General features: G+C 71.8%; 15 protein-coding genes, 1 tRNA gene and 1 pseudogene. 7 read left to right on the top strand and 10 right to left on the bottom strand.

Features of this window, described 5'->3' with window-relative positions; all coding sequences use genetic code 11:
- The first annotated feature begins 5 nt into the window (after positions 1-5).
- The 4 genes from RI578_RS20945 (at position 6) to RI578_RS20960 (ending at position 6,056) form a co-directional block, all read left to right on the top strand.
- Complete coding sequence (locus RI578_RS20945; protein WP_310872489.1) at positions 6-1,379, top strand: bifunctional glycosyltransferase family 2/GtrA family protein; 1,374 nt, start codon at positions 6-8, stop codon at positions 1,377-1,379.
- Positions 1,376-3,613: a glycosyltransferase family 39 protein gene (locus RI578_RS20950; protein WP_310872490.1), complete on the top strand. Its 2,238-nt coding sequence runs from the start codon at positions 1,376-1,378 to the stop codon at positions 3,611-3,613. Before RI578_RS20945 ends, RI578_RS20950 begins: the two co-directional genes overlap by 4 nt.
- A gap of 52 nt (positions 3,614-3,665) precedes the next feature.
- Positions 3,666-5,156, top strand: coding sequence for an MFS transporter (locus tag RI578_RS20955; protein WP_310872491.1), 1,491 nt, complete (start codon positions 3,666-3,668; stop codon positions 5,154-5,156).
- Positions 5,157-5,300: 144 nt separating this feature from the next.
- Positions 5,301-6,056 carry a TetR/AcrR family transcriptional regulator C-terminal domain-containing protein gene (locus tag RI578_RS20960; RefSeq protein WP_310872492.1) on the top strand — a complete coding sequence of 252 codons (756 nt, stop codon included), beginning with the start codon at positions 5,301-5,303 and terminating at the stop codon, positions 6,054-6,056.
- Position 6,057: 1 nt separating this feature from the next.
- On the opposite strand, the gene RI578_RS20965 is transcribed toward RI578_RS20960, so the two are convergent.
- Positions 6,058-6,528, bottom strand: a complete 471-nt coding sequence (locus RI578_RS20965; protein WP_310872493.1) for a PPOX class F420-dependent oxidoreductase — start codon at positions 6,526-6,528, stop codon at positions 6,058-6,060.
- Positions 6,529-6,627: 99 nt separating this feature from the next.
- Positions 6,628-6,981, bottom strand: a pseudogene (locus RI578_RS20970) (STAS domain-containing protein); the annotation flags it as partial.
- A gap of 217 nt (positions 6,982-7,198) precedes the next feature.
- Between RI578_RS20970 and RI578_RS20975 the strand changes: the two are divergent.
- Together RI578_RS20975 and RI578_RS20980 are read left to right on the top strand one after the other, a co-directional pair.
- The gene (locus RI578_RS20975) at positions 7,199-7,951 is read left to right on the top strand and encodes an ANTAR domain-containing protein (RefSeq protein ID WP_310872495.1); all 753 of its coding nucleotides are present in this window, start codon (positions 7,199-7,201) and stop codon (positions 7,949-7,951) included.
- A gap of 18 nt (positions 7,952-7,969) precedes the next feature.
- On the top strand, positions 7,970-8,671 hold the full coding sequence (locus RI578_RS20980; protein WP_310872496.1) for a GAF and ANTAR domain-containing protein: 702 nt from the start codon (positions 7,970-7,972) through the stop codon (positions 8,669-8,671).
- On the opposite strand, the gene RI578_RS20985 is transcribed toward RI578_RS20980, so the two are convergent.
- From RI578_RS20985 to RI578_RS20995, 3 genes are all read right to left on the bottom strand, one after another.
- Positions 8,654-9,475, bottom strand: coding sequence for a YceI family protein (locus RI578_RS20985; RefSeq protein ID WP_310872497.1), 822 nt, complete (start codon positions 9,473-9,475; stop codon positions 8,654-8,656). The genes RI578_RS20980 and RI578_RS20985 overlap by 18 nt on opposite strands.
- A 168-nt stretch (positions 9,476-9,643) precedes the next feature.
- The gene (locus tag RI578_RS20990; protein ID WP_310872498.1) at positions 9,644-12,229 is read right to left on the bottom strand and encodes an MFS transporter; all 2,586 of its coding nucleotides are present in this window, start codon (positions 12,227-12,229) and stop codon (positions 9,644-9,646) included.
- 13 nt (positions 12,230-12,242) lie between these two features.
- On the bottom strand, positions 12,243-12,743 hold the full coding sequence (locus RI578_RS20995; RefSeq protein ID WP_210962197.1) for a MarR family winged helix-turn-helix transcriptional regulator: 501 nt from the start codon (positions 12,741-12,743) through the stop codon (positions 12,243-12,245).
- Between the two features lie 207 nt (positions 12,744-12,950).
- Here RI578_RS20995 and RI578_RS21000 point away from each other — a divergent pair, with 207 nt between their 5' ends.
- Positions 12,951-13,148 carry a hypothetical protein gene (locus RI578_RS21000; protein ID WP_310872499.1) on the top strand — a complete coding sequence of 66 codons (198 nt, stop codon included), beginning with the start codon at positions 12,951-12,953 and terminating at the stop codon, positions 13,146-13,148.
- A 214-nt stretch (positions 13,149-13,362) separates the two neighbouring features.
- Here the strand turns inward: RI578_RS21000 and RI578_RS21005 are convergent, their stop codons facing one another.
- The 5 genes from RI578_RS21005 to RI578_RS21025 all read right to left on the bottom strand — a co-directional run bounded on the left by RI578_RS21005 (position 13,363) and on the right by RI578_RS21025 (position 16,344).
- Positions 13,363-14,283: an RNA polymerase sigma factor SigF gene (locus tag RI578_RS21005; protein WP_121747903.1), complete on the bottom strand. Its 921-nt coding sequence runs from the start codon at positions 14,281-14,283 to the stop codon at positions 13,363-13,365.
- 293 nt (positions 14,284-14,576) lie between these two features.
- A complete protein-coding gene (locus RI578_RS21010; protein WP_310872500.1) occupies positions 14,577-15,521 on the bottom strand; it encodes an RNA polymerase sigma factor SigF in 945 nt (314 codons plus the stop codon).
- A gap of 181 nt (positions 15,522-15,702) precedes the next feature.
- On the bottom strand, positions 15,703-15,996 hold the full coding sequence (locus RI578_RS21015) for a Dabb family protein (protein WP_310872501.1): 294 nt from the start codon (positions 15,994-15,996) through the stop codon (positions 15,703-15,705).
- Positions 15,996-16,172 carry a hypothetical protein gene (locus RI578_RS21020; RefSeq protein WP_121747901.1) on the bottom strand — a complete coding sequence of 59 codons (177 nt, stop codon included), beginning with the start codon at positions 16,170-16,172 and terminating at the stop codon, positions 15,996-15,998. The genes RI578_RS21015 and RI578_RS21020 overlap by 1 nt, the downstream gene beginning before the upstream one ends.
- An 87-nt stretch (positions 16,173-16,259) precedes the next feature.
- Positions 16,260-16,344, bottom strand: a tRNA-Ser gene (locus RI578_RS21025).
- Positions 16,345-16,377: the final 33 nt, after the last annotated feature.

A 16,377-nucleotide genomic window follows, 5' to 3' on the forward strand; every position in this document is an offset into this window, starting at 1 on the left:
GTCCCATGCGAACCGACTCTTCTCCCGGCTCCCTGCCGGCGCGGGAGCATCTCCCGGCCGCAGGAGCCGGTACGCCTGTCCTGGACGTAGTGATCCCCGTCTACAACGAGGAGAAGGACCTCCGGCCGTGCGTCCTGAGACTGCACGATCACCTGACGCGGACGTTCCCGTACGCCTTCCGCATCACGGTCGCCGACAACGCGTCCACGGACGCCACCCCGCACGTCGCGGCGCGGCTGGCGGCGGAGCTCGCCGAGGTCACGACCTTCCGGCTGGAGCAGAAGGGGCGCGGCCGGGCCCTGCGGACCGTCTGGTCGGCCTCCGACGCCCCGGTCCTCGCCTACATGGACGTCGACCTGTCCACCGACCTGAACGCGCTGCTGCCGCTGGTGGCCCCGCTGATATCCGGTCACTCGGACCTCGCGATCGGCTCCCGGCTCGCCCGCAGCTCCCGGGTGGTGCGCGGCGCCAAGCGGGAGTTCATCTCCCGCTCCTACAACCTCATCCTGCGCGGCTCCCTCCAGGCCCGCTTCTCCGACGCCCAGTGCGGCTTCAAGGCGATCCGCCGGGACGTGGCCCAGGTGCTGCTGCCGCTGGTGGAGGACACCGGCTGGTTCTTCGACACCGAGATGCTGGTGCTCGCCGAACGCGCCGGGTGCCGGATCCACGAGGTGCCGGTCGACTGGGTCGACGACCCGGACTCGACCGTGCACATCGTGAAGACGGCGACCGAGGACCTCAAGGGCGTGTGGCGGGTCGGCAAGGCCCTGACCACCGGCTCGCTGCCGCTGGACCGGCTGGCCCGGCCCTTCGGTGACGACCCGCGCGACCGCGACCTGACGGACGTACCGCAGGGGCTGGCCCGGCAACTCGTCGGCTTCTGCGTCGTCGGGGTCCTGTCCACCCTCTTCTACCTGCTGCTCTACAGCGGCTTCCGGCACTTCGGCGGCTCGCAGTTCGCCAACGCGCTCGCCCTGCTGGTCTCGGCGGTCGCCAACACCGCCGCCAACCGGCGGCTGACCTTCGGGGTGCGGGGCCGCGGCGGCGCCGTACGGCACCAGGCGCAGGGGCTGGTCGTCTTCGGTATCGGTCTCGCCCTGACCGCCGGTTCGCTCGCTGCCCTGAACGCGGCGACGGCCGACCCGGGCCACTCCACCGAGCTGGCGGTGCTGATCGCCGCCAACCTCGCGGCCACCGTGCTGCGCTTCCTGCTCTTCCGCGCCTGGGTGTTCCCGGACGCGCCGCCCGCCGTGGACGCGCCGCTGATCGCGCACCCGTCGGACGGACGGCTCCCGGAGCCGTACCGCACCTGGAGCGACGCCACCGTGCGCCTGCAGCCGGTGCCCCCCGCCGACACCGACCCGAGGGACGGACGATGACGACGCACTACGACCGGACGACCCGCGCGGGGGACGCGCAAGCCCCGGACGGCCAGGACGGGGCACCGCCCCCGGCGCCGCCCGCGCCCGCGCCGCCGCCACGGGAGCCACGGCGGCCCCGCCTCCGCGGACTGTGGCGGGGCCGCCCCGAGGACCCCCGCTGGGTGCGCCCGGCCTTCCTCGGCCTGCTGCTGGCCACCGCCCTGCTCTACCTCTACGACCTGAGCGCCTCGGGCTACGCCAACTCCTTCTACTCGGCCGCCGTGCAGGCGGGCAGCCAGTCCTGGAAGGCGTTCTTCTTCGGCTCGCTCGACGCCGCGAACGCCATCACCGTCGACAAGCCCCCGGCCGCGCTGTGGCCGATGGCGCTGGCGGTGCGGATCTTCGGCCTCTCCTCCTGGTCGGTCCTCGTCCCCGAGGTGCTGATGGGCGTCGCGACGGTCGCCGTCGTGTACGCGGCGGTGCGCCGCCGGTTCAGTCCCGCGGCCGGGCTGATCGCCGGTGCCGTACTGGCGCTGACGCCCGTCGCGGCGCTGATGTTCCGGTTCAACAACCCGGACGCGCTGCTGGCGCTCCTGATGTCCGTCGCCTGCTACCTCGTCGTCCGCGCGCTGGAGGACGGCCGGACCAAGTGGCTGGTGTGGGCCGGCGTCGCGATCGGCTTCGCGTTCCTCGCGAAGACCCTCCAGGCCTTCCTGATCCTGCCCGCGCTCGCCCTCGTCTACGGCGTCTGCGCGCCGGTGCGGCTGAGGAAGCGGCTGGGACAGCTGGCCCTGGCGACCGTCGCGATCGTCGTCTCCGGCGGCTGGTGGGTCGCGGTCGTCGAGCTGTGGCCGGCCTCGTCCCGCCCGTACGTCGGCGGCTCGCAGAACAACAGCTTCCTGGAGCTGACCTTCGGCTACAACGGCCTCGGCCGGCTCAACGGCGAGGAGACCGGCAGCGTCGGGGGCGGTGGCGGCGGTACGGGCGGCGCCGGCGGCGGGCAGTGGGGCGAGACCGGCTGGGACCGGATGTTCAACGCCGAGATCGGCGGCCAGATCTCCTGGCTGCTCCCGGCCGCCCTCGTCCTGCTCGTCGCGGGCCTGATCGCCACGCGGCGCGGCGGCCGTACCGACCCGGCTCGCGCGTCCTTCCTGGTCTGGGGCGGCTCGTTGCTGATGACCACGGCCGTCTTCAGCTACATGGCGGGCATCTTCCACCAGTACTACACGGTGGCCCTCGCGCCCTACCTGGCTGCCGTGGTCGGCATGGGCGCGGCGGCGCTGTGGGAGCGGCGCGCGCGGGGCTGGGCGTCCCTCACCCTCGCCGCGGCCGTGACGGCGACCGCGGCCTGGGGGTATGTCCTGCTCAACCGCACGCCCGACTACCTGCCCTGGCTGAAGTGGCTGGTCCTCGTCGGCGGTCTGGTCGCCGCGCTCGGGCTGGTCTTCGCCGGACGGCTGCGGCGGCGGCTCGCTCCGGCGGTGGCGGGACTGGGCCTCGTGGCGTCGCTGGCGGCACCCACCGCGTACACGCTGAGCACCGTGCAGGAGGGGCACAGCGGCTCCATCGTCACGGCCGGCCCGGCAGGCGCGAGCATGATGGGCGGCCCGGGCGGCGGTGGCGGCGGTGGCCGGGGCGGTGGTCCCGGGGGCGGCGGCTTCCCCGGCGGCGGAAACGCGCCCGGCGGGCAGGCGCAGGGCCAGGGCCAGGGCCAGGGCGCTCCCGGCAACGGCGGCTTCCCCGGAGGCGCACCGGGCCAGAACGGCCAGACGGCCCCCGACGGCCAGACGGCCCCGAACGGCCAGACCGCCCCGAACGGCCAGACGGGCCGGACCGGCGAGCGCGGCGGCGGCATGGCCGGAGGCGCCGGCCTGGGCGGTCTGCTCAACGGCGCCCAGGTCGACGCCGAGGCCAAGAAGCTGCTGGAGACCGACGCCGACCGGTACACCTGGGTCGCCGCCGCGATCGGCTCCCAGAACGCCGCGAGCTACCAGCTCAGCACCGGCGACCCGGTGATGGCGATCGGCGGCTTCAACGGCACGGACCCGTCGCCGACGTTGGCCCAGTTCAAGAAGTACGTGGCGGACGGAAGGATCCACTACTTCATCGGAGGCGGCGGCGGCGCGGGCGGCGGCGGCACGGTCGGCGACTCCGGCACCTCGTCGCAGATCACGTCCTGGGTCGAGGCCAACTTCGAGGAGGTCACGGTCGGCTCGGCCACCTTCTACGACCTCACACAGCCGACGAACTGATCCGGGAAGGCTCTGCTGTACAGCGTATAGGGACCCCTATACGCTGTACAGCATGACGACGTCCTCCCAGGAACGGGAAACCGTGCCCGCGGTCCAGGGCCACCCGCGGCGCTGGCTGATCCTCGGTGTCATCAGCCTCGCCCAGCTGACCGTGGTGCTGGACAACACCGTGCTCAACGTGGCCATCCCCTCGCTCACCGACGAGCTCGGCGCGGCCACCTCGGACATCCAGTGGATGATCAACGCCTACTCGCTGGTCCAGTCCGGCCTGCTGCTCACCGCGGGCAGCGCGGCCGACCGCTACGGCCGCAAGAAGATGCTGGCCACGGGCCTCGCCCTGTTCGGCCTGGGCTCGCTGGCGGCGGGACTCGCGGACACCACCGGCCAGTTGATCGCGGCGCGGGCCGGGATGGGCGTCGGCGGCGCGCTGCTGCTGACCACCACGCTCGCCGTGGTCATGCAGATATTCGCGCCCGCGGAGCATGCGAAGGCGATCGGCATCTGGAGCGCGGTCAGCGCCCTCGGCTTCGCGTGCGGGCCGCTGATCGGCGGTTTCATGCTGGACCACTTCTGGTGGGGCGCGATCTTCCTGATCAATCTGCCGGTCGTGGCGCTCGGCCTGGTCGCGGTGGTGACCCTGGTCCCGGAGTCGAAGAACCGGCAGGGCGACCGCCCCGACCTGCTCGGCGCCGTACTCTCCACGATCGGCATGGCCGCGCTGGTCTACGCGATCATCTCCGGCCCCGAGCACGGCTGGACGTCGGGCCGGGTGCTCGCCACGGCGGCCGTCGCGGTCGGAGTGCTCGCGCTCTTCGCGTACTGGGAGAGCCGCATCCCGTACCCCATGCTCGACCTGGCCTTCTTCCGCAACCAGCGGTTCACGGGCGCGGTGGCCGGGCTGGTGCTGATCACCTTCGGCATGGGCGGCGCGCTCTTCCTGCTCACCCAGCACCTGCAGTTCGTGCTCGGGTACGGCCCGCTGGAGGCGGGGCTGGCCACCGCGCCGCTGGCGCTGACCGTGGTGCTGCTGAACTTCTCCGGGGTGGCGGCGAAGTGGCTGGCCAGGCTGGGCACGCCGGTGGCGGTGCTGCTCAGCATGGTGCTGATGTCGGCGGGCCTGGTGGCCATCGCCACGCTCACCGGCGAGGGCTACGCCGGCACGCTGCTGGGGCTGCTGCTGATCGGCGTGGGCTGCGCGCTCGGCAACCCGGCCATGGCGCACGCGATCATGAGCTCGATTCCGCCGGCCAAGGCGGGGGTCGGCGCGGGCATCAACGGTACGTTGGCGGAGTTCGGCAACGGGCTGGGCGTGGCGGTGCTGGGCGCGGTGCTGAACTCGCGGTTCGCGGCGCTGGTGCCGGTGGCGGCGGCGTCGTTGCCGGCGGCGTTGGCCTCGGCGCGGGGGGACGCGGAGCGGGAGCGGGTGATCGACGCGTTCTCCTCCGGACTGGAGCGCAGTCAGTTGGTGGGGGCGGTGGCGGTGCTGCTCGGCGGGGTGGTGGCGGCGGTGTTGTTGCGGCGGGCGGACAAGGAGGGCGCCTGAGAACCCGGGCGCTGGGGCATCCGCGCGGCTGCGGGCTCGTTGTGGCTGGTCGCGCCCGCACGGCGGAGCCGTACGTTGACACTGACCCGCGCCCCCTGAAGGGGCGCCTAGCATGACCGGCACCGGTGAGCGAGGTGGGTACGTATGGCGAAGGCGGGCCGAGGGCCGCGGGCCAGTGTCTGGCTGGCGGACGAGGGTCGGCGTGGCGGGCGGCGCGGCGGGCAGCCGTCCGGGCTGGACCGGGAGCGGATCACCGAGGCCACCGTCCGGCTGCTGGACGCCGAGGGCCTGGCCAAGTTCTCCATGCGCCGCCTGGCCGCCGAGCTGGACGTCACCGCGATGTCCGTCTACTGGTACGTCGACACCAAGGACGAGCTGCTCGAACTCGCCCTCGACGCCGTCTACGGCGAGCTGCGCCACCCCGGCCCGGAGGCCGGCGAGGACTGGCGCGGGCAGCTGCGCACGCTGGCCCGGGAGAACCGCAGGCTGCTGGTGCGCCACCCCTGGATGTCCCGGCTGACCGGCACCTACCTCAACATCGGGCCCCACTCGCTGGCCTTCTCCCGTCAGGTGCAGGGCGTCATGCGTCGCAGCGGTCTGCCCACGCACCGGTTGACCGGCGCCATCTCCGCCGTCTTCCAGTTCGTCTACGGCTACGGCACGATCGAGGGCCACCTCCTCGCCCGGGCCGCGGCCACCGGTATGAGCCCGGACGACTACTTCCAGGACTCCATGAACGCGGTGGCCGAGTCGCCGGACAACGCGGACGTCATCGAGGAGTCCCGGGCGCTCATGTCGGCCCGCGGCGGCGACACGGTCGCCGAGATGCTGGACCGGGACTTCGAGTTCGCGCTGGACCTGCTAGTGGCGGGCATCGAGGCGATGGTCGAACGAGGGTGAGTCAGTCGTCCGCCGAGAGCCGCGCCGGGAAGCCGCCCGTCGCCACCGGCCCCCACTTCTCCGGTGTCACCCGAATGATCGACTTCCCCTGCTCGACCATGGCCTGCCGGTACTCGTCCCAGTCGGGGTGCTCGCCCGCGATGTTGCGGTAGTACTCCACGAGCGGCTCCACGGAGTCGGGCGTGTCGATGACCTCCGCCGTGCCGTCGATCTGGACCCAGGGGCCGTTCCACTCGTCGCTGAGCACGATGAGGCTGACCCGCGGGTCGCGGTGCGCGTTGCGGGTCTTGGCCCGCTCCGGGTAGGTGGAGACCACGATCCGGCCGGAGTCGTCGACCCCGCAGGTCAGCGGCGATCCCTGCGGGCTGCCGTCGGCCCGCCGGGTCAGCAGGACCGCCCGGTGCCGGGGGCGTACGAAGTCCAGCAGCTCGGCCAGGGAGACACGGGTGTTCGTCGCGATGTTCGGTGCCATGCCGCCAGCCTAGGCCGCGGCCCCGCCGCCCGGCCCGCTGTCCGGGGCGCCCTCCGGCCCGTCCTCCGGGTCGCTGTCCGGCCCGTCCTCCGGGGCGTCCTCCGGACGCAGCGCCTCCGCCAGGTTGTCGTACACCGGCACGTCACGGCGCAGCCCGGACAGTTCCAGGACGCGGCTCGGTACGCCCTTCGGGGCGGCCACCACCCGCAGTCGGGTGTGCCGGTGGGTGCGGCGGCGTACCTCGGCGAGGAGGCGGACGCCCTGGGAGTCCATGAAGCGGGTCGCGGTCAGGTCCAGGACGAGGACGCGCAGGCCGTCGGAGTGGTGGTCCACCGCGGTCATGATCAGGGGCAGCAGCCCCGTGGCGTTGCAGAAGTCGATCTCGGGGGGCAGCGCGAGTACGGCGTAGCCGGGCGGATCACACGGCTCGCACGGTTGTGGGAGGAAGGTCACGTCACTCACCTGACAGACGTCAGCCGGCTTCCGGTCGAGGCCGCTTCCTGACCCGGCCCCCATTCCATCACGCCGTCGACGGGGCGGGGAAGGTGCCCGCCGCTCCTTCGGCCGGGCGTCACCGACAGGCAACCAAGCAGCTAAAGTGCTGTTCGTCCTGTGCTCGCAGTCGGGAATGTGCTGCGGAGCTCTCCTGCGCACGGCCATTTGGCCGCGCATGCCGAAGAGGTTCGTGGTGGCTGCGTCCGAATTTACTGATTTGCCGCGTTTTCCGGTGGGCTTCGAGCTGGCCGAGGCCCTGACGTCGGCGGCTCAGCGGCTGCACGCCACGGACACCCCGGACGACACCCTGAACGCCGCGGTCGAGCTGGCGGTGCGCCTGCTGCCCGGCGCGGAGCACGTGGGCATCTCGGAGATCCAGCGCGGCAGCCGACTGCGCACCCTCGCCTGGACCGACGAGTCCGTACGGTTCGCGGCCGAGCCCCGGCACGGCGGCGGCCGTGAGCCGCATCCGGACTGGGAGCGGCTGTGGACCACGCCCGTGGTCCGGACGGACGACAGCGAGGCCGACGGCGGCGGCAACGCCCTCTCCGGGCTGGGCCTGCGTTCCGCGCTGTCCCTGCGGCTGCGCGCCGACCGGCGCCGTCTGACCGTGCTGACGGCCTACGCCCGCAAGCCGCAGGCCTTCGGCGAGGACGCCACCCGCATCGGCCGGCTGTTCACCGCGCACGTCTCCATCGCCCTGGACTCGGCGACCGTGCGCGAGCAGCTCACCGAGGCCATGCGCACCCGGGACCTGATCGGCCAGGCCACCGGCATCCTCATGGAGCGGATGGACATCGACGCGGCCGGCGCCTTCGACTCCCTGGTGAAGGCCTCGCAGCGGGAGAACGTGAAACTGCGCGACCTCGCCCGCCGCATCGTCGACGCGAACACGGGTGCGGGGGGACGAGGCGTGGGCGAGCGGTGACGGGATATCCGTACGGGCATGACCTCGGAGATCCGCGACACGCTGGACCACGCGATAGCGCGCAGCCAGGGTCTCGACACCCTGCTGCGTGACCTGACCGACCGCGCGGTCGGTCAGGTGCCCGGCGCCGTCGCCTGCTCGGTGACGGTGCGCCGTGCCGACCGGCTGATGACCCTGGCGGGCAGTTCCGGCCTGCCCAGCGGGCTGGACCTGCGGCAGTACGAGAACGGCTCGGGCCCCTGTGTGGACGCCGCCGAGACGGAGAGCCCCCGGTACGCCCCCGACCTGGCCACCGAGACCCGCTGGCCCGCGTACACGGAGTACGCGCTGGCCACCGGCGTGCGCTGCGTACTGGCGCTGCCGCTGGCCGTCGAGGGCGAGACGGGCGCCGCGCTCAACTTCTACGGCCTGGAACCCGACTCGCTGGCCGAGGGGCGTGAAGCGGCCCGCACCTTCGCGGAGCGGGCCGCGGACGCCGTGAACGAGGCCCTGCGTCTGGAGCGGCGGCAGGCGTCGGCCGCCGATGTGCGCACCGCCCTGCTCTCCCGCAGCGTCATCGACCAGGCGGTCGGCATGCTCATGGCCCGGGAGCGGATCGACGCCCACCGGGCACTGGAGCGGCTGCGCCGGGCCTCGCAGCACCGGAACGTCAAGCTCCGGGACCTGTGCGGCGAGCTGGTGGCCCGGGCGTCCGGCGGCGCCTCACACGGCCGGCAGTGACTCCCCCTGGACCGCCTGGATGTCCAGCTCGACCCTGAGCGTCGTACCGATGGCGGCGATGCCGGCCTGGAGGACCTGGTTGTAGTTCATGGCGAAGTCCTCGCGGCGCAGTTCCGTCGTGGCGCGGAACGCCGCCCGGATGCCGCCCCACGGGTCGGCGCCGGTGCCGAGGTAGGCCAGGTCCAGGTCGACCGGGCGGCTCACGCCGTGCAGGCCCAGCTCGCCGTGGACGGTCCAGCGGTCCGGGCCCGCCTGGGACACCCCGGTGGAACGGTAGGTGATCTCCGGGAACCGCTCGGTGTCCAGGAAGTCGGCGGAGCGCAGGTGGGTGTCGCGCATGCCGTTGCCGGTGTCGATGGAGGCCGCCCGGATCACCGCCTCCACCCGGGACTTGGTGACGTCGTCCGGCGCGATCTCGACGGTGCCGGAGAACTCCGTGAACCGGCCGTGCACGCTGGAGATGCCCAGGTGCTGGGCGACGGCGGCCACGCTGGAGTGCGCCGGGTCGACGGTCCACGGCCCCGGCGGCGGCAGCTCGGTGCCGCCCTGGCGGGCCAGCGTCACGGCGCCGACCTCGGCCCGGCCGCTCGCGGTGACGATCGCGCTGGACGCGGCGGGCGCGTAGCCGACGGCCGTGACGATGACGGTGTACGGCCCCGGCGCCAGCGGGGTGCTGTCCCGCACGGCGCCCTCGGCGTCCGCCTCGGCGCGCAGCACCTGCGTGCCGGTCATGTCGGTCACCGTGACGACCGCGTGCGACACGGCCCATCCGTCCCGCGTTCGGATCCTCGCGGTCAGTCCCATCCCGTTTTCTCCCTGCGAAAGCTCAGAAAGTGGTCGTAAAGAAGGTCGTACAGAAGGTCGTAAAGAAGGTCGTACAGAAGTGGTGAAGAAGGTCGAGAAGAAACCGGCCCGTGGTGGGCGGGCGCACCTCCGCTCAGAGCGCGCTCGCCACCACGGGCCGGGGTCTGACTACTCGCCGGGGTGGGCGAGCTCGATGTCGTGGCCGTCGGCACCCTGGCCGGCGACCGTCAGGGCCGTCGCCACCGGCGGGTAGCCGGTCGCGATGACGGTGTACTCACCGGCGTCCAGGTCGGTGAAGGCGTACGCCCCGTCCGCACCGGTGGTGGCCGTGCCGACCACGTTGCCCGCCGCGTCGACGAGCGTGACGCGGGCGTCGGCCAGCGGACCGTGCGGCGCCCGCACGACGCCCTGGACCTGCGCCCCGGCCTGGAGGTCGACCTCGACGCGGGTGACGCCGGTGCCACCGACCTCCAGCGGCAGGGCGCGCGGCCGGTAGCCGGCGGCGTTGACCGCGACGGTCACCGTGCCGGGCACCAGCTCGGTGAAGGAGAACTCGCCCGCCTCACCGGTGGCGGCGGAGGCCAGCAGGTCCCCGCGCACATCGGTCACGATCACCATCGCGTCCTTGACCGGCAGCCCGCTCTCCACGGCCCGGACCAGGCCGTTCAGCCCGCTGGTGCCGCTGAGCAGGATGTCGTAGGCGACCGGCTCGTCGTTCACGACGATCGTCGACGCCTGCGGCTGGAAGCCGTCCGCGGAGGCGATCAGGACGTACGATCCCGCGCTCGGCGCGTCGAGGACGTAGGAGCCGTCGGCCTGGGCGACCGAGCGGCCCAGCTGCCGGCCGCCCAGCGAGATCAGCGTGACCGCGGCCTGCGGGACCGATGCGGACTCGGCGCCGCGGACGAAGCCGCGGACCGCGATGCCACCGGAGACGTGCGCCCCCGGCTCACCGGAGCCGGTCGCCGTCGCGACGGCGGCGAGCCGCTGCGTGGCCTCGGGCCGCAGACCCGGCTCGGCGACCGAGGTGGCCGAGGTGGCCGACGTGGCCGAGGGAGCCGCCGACGCGGCAGCCGTCGCACCGGCCGGAACCGGCTCGGGGGCGACCCGGGTGGCCTCGGCCGGAGCCGGGGCCGCGGGGGAGGCGGTCTCGGCGGAGGCCTCCGCAGCCTGGGCCAGGGCGCCCGAGGTGCGCAGCGGGACCTCCTTGATGAACAGCGTCACCAGGAAGCCGAGCAGCGCGATCGGCGCGACGTACAGGAAGATGTCGGCGATGCCGTGCCCGTAGGCGCTCTCCAGCCATTCGCGGATGCCGGGGGGCAGCAGGCTCATGTCGGGGATCGCGCCGCCGCCGGAGGCCTGGGCGGCCGCGGCCTGCTCCTGCGGGCTGAGCTGCCCGATGGTGTCCGAGGCGTAGTGGCTGATCCGGGTCGACATCACGGAGCCGAGCACCGAGACGCCCACCGCGCCGCCGAGGGACCGGAAGAAGGTCACGACGGAGGAGGCCGCGCCCAGGTCGCTCGGGGCCACCTGGTTCTGCGTGCACAGGACCAGGTTCTGCATCATCATGCCGACGCCGAGGCCCATCAGCGCCATGAAGATCGCGATGTGCCAGTACGCGGTGTCGTAGCGCATGGTGCTCAGCAGGCCCAGGCCCGCCGTGAGCAGCACGCCGCCGGCCAGCAGCCAGCCCTTCCACCTGCCGGTCCTGGTGATGATCTGACCGGAGACCGTGGACGAGACGAACAGGCCGCCGATCATCGGGATGGTCATGACGCCCGACATGGTCGGGGACTCACCGCGTGCCAGCTGGAAGTACTGGCTGAAGTAGACGGTGCCCGCGAACATCGCGATACCGACGAACAGCGAGGCCAGCGAGGCCAGGGTGATGGTGCGGTTCTTGAACAGGCGGAGCGGGATGATCGGCTCGCTGGCCTTCGACTCGACGAGGAGGAAGATCAGCGTCAGCACGATCGCGCCGCCGACCATGGCACCGGTCTGCCAGGACATCCAGGAGTACTTGTCGTCGGCGAAGGTCACCCAGACGAGCAGCAGGCAGACGGCCGCGGTGACGAAGAAGGCGCCGGCCCAGTCGACCTTGACCTTCCGCTTGACCACGGGCAGGTGCAGCGTCTTCTGCAGCACGATCAGCGCGATGATCGCGAAGGGCACGCCGACGTAGAGGCACCAGCGCCAGCCGAGCCAGCTGGTGTCGGTGATGACACCGCCGAGCAGCGGACCGCCGACGGTCGCGACGGCGAAGGTCGCGCCCAGGTAGCCGGAGTAACGCCCGCGCTCACGCGGGGAGATCATCGCGGCCATGATGATCTGGGCCAGCGCGGACAGACCGCCGGCGCCCAGGCCCTGGATGCCTCGCGCGGTGATCAGCATCCCGGGGTTCTGCGCCAGACCGGCCACGACGGAGCCGATGACGAAGACGATCAGGGCTATCTGGACCAGGGCCTTCTTGCTGACCAGGTCCGCGAGCTTGCCCCACAGGGGGGTGGAGGCGGTCATCGTCAGCAGCGAGGCGGTGACGACCCAGGTGTAGGCGCTCTGGCCGCCACCGAGGTCGCCGATGATCTCGGGCAGGGCGTTGGTGACGATGGTCGAGGACAGGATGGCGCAGAACATGCCGAGCAGCAGCCCGGACAGCGCTTCCATGATCTGCCGGTGCGTCATCGGAGCGTCTCCGTTGGAGCCTCCCCCGTGCTTGGCATGAGCCCGCACACCGGCTGGTGTGGTCGTTGCCATGGACTTCCTTTACTTACGTGGTGATCGCGGGTGTACGGGTGGACTGTTCGTCCCCGGACGGTGCGGGTGGCCGGGCCGCGGGGGCCCGGCAGTCGTCGAAGCTGGCCCTGAGCCGGGCCATGAGCCGGGTGAGCTGGCCGACCTCGTCGTCGGACCAGTCGCTCAGCCGGTGGGCGAGCATCTGGCTGGTCCGGTCGGCGATCTCGTCGAGCCGGCCCTGGCCCGCGGGCGTCAGGCGCAGGATGCGCGAGCGCTTGTCCGCGGGGTCGGGGGACCGTTCGATCCAGCCCCGCTCGGCGACGTGGGCGACGTGGCGGCTGGTCACCGACATGTCCACGGCGAGCAGCTCCGCGAGCTTGCTCATGCGCATGTCCCCGTGGCGGCCGAGGAGCGTCAGTACGGCGGCGGACCCGCCGGGGCAGTCGGCCGGCAGCAGCCGTCCCATCTCCCGCTTCACGGCGCCGAAGGCGCTGAACTGGCGGATCAGCTCCTCGTACTGAGCCTTCTCGGCCATGCGCACCTCCCGTTTTCGTTGCTTAGGGCAACCATAGGTTCGGTTGGTTGCTACAGGCAAATAAAAACGGGCCATCCCGCCATAAAAAGTTGGCAAAGGCAAGTATTGCGATAGTAAACGTGCAGGTGACGAGCAGTGGGCGGGGGCAAGGGGGCTGGGGAGCCCCGCACTTGGGCCGCATCCACGGATTCGCTAGTGTCTCGGCCCATGGCTAACAACCAGGGCCCCCAGGGCAACAACGACCCCGCAGGCAGCACCCAGATGTTCCGCGCGTTCGTCGACGAAGGCCCCCAGTCCCGGCAGGCGGCCCCCGCCGCCTCCTCCGGGCCCCGCATCGGCCTGATCGTCGGCATCGTGGCGGCCGTGGTGATCGTCGCGGCCGTGGCCTGGCTGGCGCTGAAGTAGAACCGGCGCCGGAGCGGAACCGGCACCGCGCAGACGCATACGACGGCGACCGCCGCGGCACCCCCGAGGTGCCGCGGCGGTCGCCGGCCTGCCGTGTGGACCAGCCCTTGAGGGCCTGTCGCGGACGGGACCTCGCGCGCTGGTCGCGGATGAGACCTCGCGCGCTGGTCGCGGATGAGACCTCGCGCGCTGGTCGCGGTCGAGGCCTCGCGCGCTAGTCGGAGATGAGGCCCTCGCGCAGCTGCGAGAGGGTCCGGGTCAGCAGCCGGGAGACGTGCATCTGCGAGATGCCGACCTCCTCGCCGATCTGCGACTGGGTCATGTTGGCGAAGAAGCGCAGCATGATGATCCGCCGCTCCCGGGGCGGCAGCTTGGCCAGCAGCGGCTTGAGGGACTCGCGGTACTCCACGCCCTCCAGCGCCGTGTCCTCGTAGCCCAGGCGGTCCGCGAGGGAGCCCTCGCCGCCGTCGTCCTCCGGGGCCGGGGAGTCCAGCGAGGAGGCGGTGTAGGCGTTGCCGACCGCGAGGCCGTCGACGACGTCCTCCTCGGAGACGCCCAGCACGGCGGCCAGCTCGCCGACCGTCGGGGAGCGGTCCAGCTTCTGGGAGAGCTCGTCACTGGCCTTCGTCAGGGCCAGGCGCAGCTCCTGGAGGCGGCGCGGCACGCGCACCGACCACGAGGTGTCGCGGAAGAACCGCTTGATCTCCCCGACCACCGTCGGCATCGCGAACGTCGGGAACTCCACGCCCCGTTCGCAGTCGAAGCGGTCGATCGCCTTGATCAGGCCGATGGTGCCGACCTGGACGATGTCCTCCATCGGCTCGTTGCGGGAGCGGAAGCGCGCGGCGGCGTAACGCACCAGCGGGAGATTGAGCTCGATCAGGGTGTCCCGGACGTAGGCACGCTCCGGGCTGTCCTCGTCGAGGGCGGCGAGCCGCAGGAACAGGGAGCGGGACAGGGTGCGGGTGTCGATGGCCTCCGTGGCCGGAAGGGTCTGGGCCGGCACGGCGTCGAGGGTCGGTACGGCTTCGATGGCCTGGACGTCATCGACGGGGCCGAGCGCCTCGATCGTGTCGGGCGCGGTCTCGCTCTCCGCGAGCGCGAGCACCTTCGAGCTGCCCTGGTCTGCGGACATGCCACCCCCTTTGGGTCGCGGGACGGTCACGGCGAACGCTCCCATGCCGGGAACGCAGCCTCCACCTGAATACCGGAGCCGAAGCCCCGGCAAACGCGTCTCCGGCAGAATGTCACATGTCGGCAACGCGCTGTAGTGACATGTCGACATCCGAGACGCGAATTCCCCCTGGAAAAAGGCGGTCTGACGGTCTATCGGCCCGATTCCGCCCGCAACGGCCCTGGTGAGCGATTCGCTCGCCCCGGTGACTCCTGGCACGCGCTTTCGATATGCGAGGAGGCCGTGTGGCGAGACTACGCGTCGATCCGGTTCGAGGACCTCAATCGCTGGAAACTACGCGCCAGTAGCCGCGAGACGTGCATCTGGGAGACGCCGAGTTCGGCGCTGATCTGCGACTGGGTGAGGTTGCTGTAGTAGCGCAGCAGCAGGATGCGCTGTTCCCGTTCCGGGAGCTGGACGAGCAGGTGCCGGACCAGGTCGCGGTGCTCGACCCCGTCGAGGGCGGGGTCCTCGTAGCCGAGCCGGTCGAGCAGTCCGGGCAGCCCGTCGCCCTCCTGGGCGGCCTCCAGCGAGGTGGCGTGGTACGACCGTCCCGCCTCGATGCAGGACAGCACCTCCTCCTCGGTGATGCGCAGCCGCTCGGCGATCTCGGCGGTCGTCGGGGAGCGCCCGAAGGCGGTCGTCAGGTCCTCGGTCGCGCTGTTGACCTGCACCCACAACTCGTGCAGCCTGCGCGGTACGTGGACCGTGCGGACGTTGTCGCGGAAGTACCGCTTGATCTCGCCGACGACGGTCGGCATCGCGAACGTCGGGAACTGCACGCCGCGCTCCGGGTCGAACCGGTCGATGGCGTTGATGAGCCCGATGGTGCCGACCTGGACGACGTCCTCCATCGGCTCGTTGCGGGAGCGGAAGCGCGCGGCGGCGTAGCGCACCAGCGGGAGATTGGCCTCGATGAGCGCCGCGCGCACCCGGTCGTGCTCCGGTGTGCCCGGCGTGAGCCCCTTCAGTTCGCCGAAGAGCACCTGGGTCAGGGCCCGGGTGTCGGCACCCCGGCTGCGCTGCGGCGCCGGCTCTCGCGCGGTCGGCTCCTGGCCCTGTACGGACGGCGCCGGTCCCTGTGTGGACGGCGCCGGACCCTGTGCGGGCGGCTCCTGGGCCTGTACCGGTGGCTCCTGAGCCTGTGCGGGCGGCGCGGGCTGTGCGGGCGGTGCTTGAGGCGCAGTACTGGCCGGCACGGTCAACTCCACCTCGTGATCCGTCAACTCTTCCGTAACTCATCCGTCAAAAGCGGTCATAGCATCACAAGACATGTGCACTGTGTGCAAGCACCGCATAACGCCGTGTTGAGTGAACGCGGACGTGAACGCGAGGAGGCCCCGCACCGTACGGGTGCGGGGCCGGAGCGGTGTGGCCGGGCTAGAACTCGTAGTCGGCGATCACCCAGGTGGCGAATTCCCGCCACAGCGCGACACCCGCCTGGTGCGCCGGGTGCTCCACGTAGCGCCGGAGGGCGTCGGTGTCCTCCACGGCCGAGTTGATGGCGAAGTCGTAGGCGATGGGCCGGTCGCTGATGTTCCAGGCGCACTCCCAGAAGCGCAGCTCCTCGATGAGCCCGCCGAGCGCACGGAAGGCCTCGGCGCCCTCCACGACGCGCGGGTCGTCGCGCCGCACGCCCTCGTTCAGCTTGAACAGCACCAGGTGGCGGATCATCACTTTCCTCCGTTGGCGGCCCAGGTCATGAAGTCGCCGACGGCGCTCGCCGCGTCGGAGATGCCCTGGAAACCTATCTGGACGTAGTCGGCGGCCTTCGCCGGATCCGTGATGATCACATAGAGCGCGAAGACCACGAGCACGTAGACGGCGACCTTCTTCGCATTCACCGCCATTGCGGCCTCCCCTGTCCCTTCGACGCACGCCTTCGATCGGTCATGATCGCACGAAGGGCCCCGTCTTTCGACGGGGCCCTTCAAGAGCGGTAGCGGAGGGATTTGAACCCTCGGTGACTTGCGCCACACTCGCTTTCGAGGCGAGCTCCTTCGGCCGCTCGGACACGCTACCGAGAGAGACCTTACAGCACAGTGCGGCATGGTT

Source organism: Streptomyces sp. BB1-1-1, assembly GCF_031597775.1.
Lineage (GTDB): Bacteria > Actinomycetota > Actinomycetes > Streptomycetales > Streptomycetaceae > Streptomyces > Streptomyces thinghirensis.

Bases quoted from the DNA above. Each gene is read 5' to 3' on its own strand.
- RI578_RS21000 (WP_310872499.1), top strand. From the start codon at position 12,951: ATGGCTAACAACCAGGGCCCCCAGGGCAACAACGACCCCGCAGGCAGC.
- RI578_RS21005 (WP_121747903.1), bottom strand. From the start codon at position 14,283: ATGTCCGCAGACCAGGGCAGCTCGAAGGTGCTCGCGCTCGCGGAGAGC.
- RI578_RS21015 (WP_310872501.1), bottom strand. From the start codon at position 15,996: ATGATCCGCCACCTGGTGCTGTTCAAGCTGAACGAGGGCGTGCGGCGC.
- RI578_RS20985 (WP_310872497.1), bottom strand. From the start codon at position 9,475: ATGGGACTGACCGCGAGGATCCGAACGCGGGACGGATGGGCCGTGTCG.
- RI578_RS20980 (WP_310872496.1), top strand. From the start codon at position 7,970: ATGACCTCGGAGATCCGCGACACGCTGGACCACGCGATAGCGCGCAGC.
- RI578_RS20965 (WP_310872493.1), bottom strand. From the start codon at position 6,528: ATGGCACCGAACATCGCGACGAACACCCGTGTCTCCCTGGCCGAGCTG.
- RI578_RS20995 (WP_210962197.1), bottom strand. From the start codon at position 12,743: ATGGCCGAGAAGGCTCAGTACGAGGAGCTGATCCGCCAGTTCAGCGCC.
- RI578_RS20960 (WP_310872492.1), top strand. From the start codon at position 5,301: ATGGCGAAGGCGGGCCGAGGGCCGCGGGCCAGTGTCTGGCTGGCGGAC.
- RI578_RS20945 (WP_310872489.1), top strand. From the start codon at position 6: ATGCGAACCGACTCTTCTCCCGGCTCCCTGCCGGCGCGGGAGCATCTC.
- RI578_RS20990 (WP_310872498.1), bottom strand. From the start codon at position 12,229: ATGGCAACGACCACACCAGCCGGTGTGCGGGCTCATGCCAAGCACGGG.
- RI578_RS20955 (WP_310872491.1), top strand. From the start codon at position 3,666: ATGACGACGTCCTCCCAGGAACGGGAAACCGTGCCCGCGGTCCAGGGC.
- RI578_RS21020 (WP_121747901.1), bottom strand. From the start codon at position 16,172: ATGGCGGTGAATGCGAAGAAGGTCGCCGTCTACGTGCTCGTGGTCTTC.
- RI578_RS20975 (WP_310872495.1), top strand. From the start codon at position 7,199: ATGCCGAAGAGGTTCGTGGTGGCTGCGTCCGAATTTACTGATTTGCCG.
- RI578_RS20950 (WP_310872490.1), top strand. From the start codon at position 1,376: ATGACGACGCACTACGACCGGACGACCCGCGCGGGGGACGCGCAAGCC.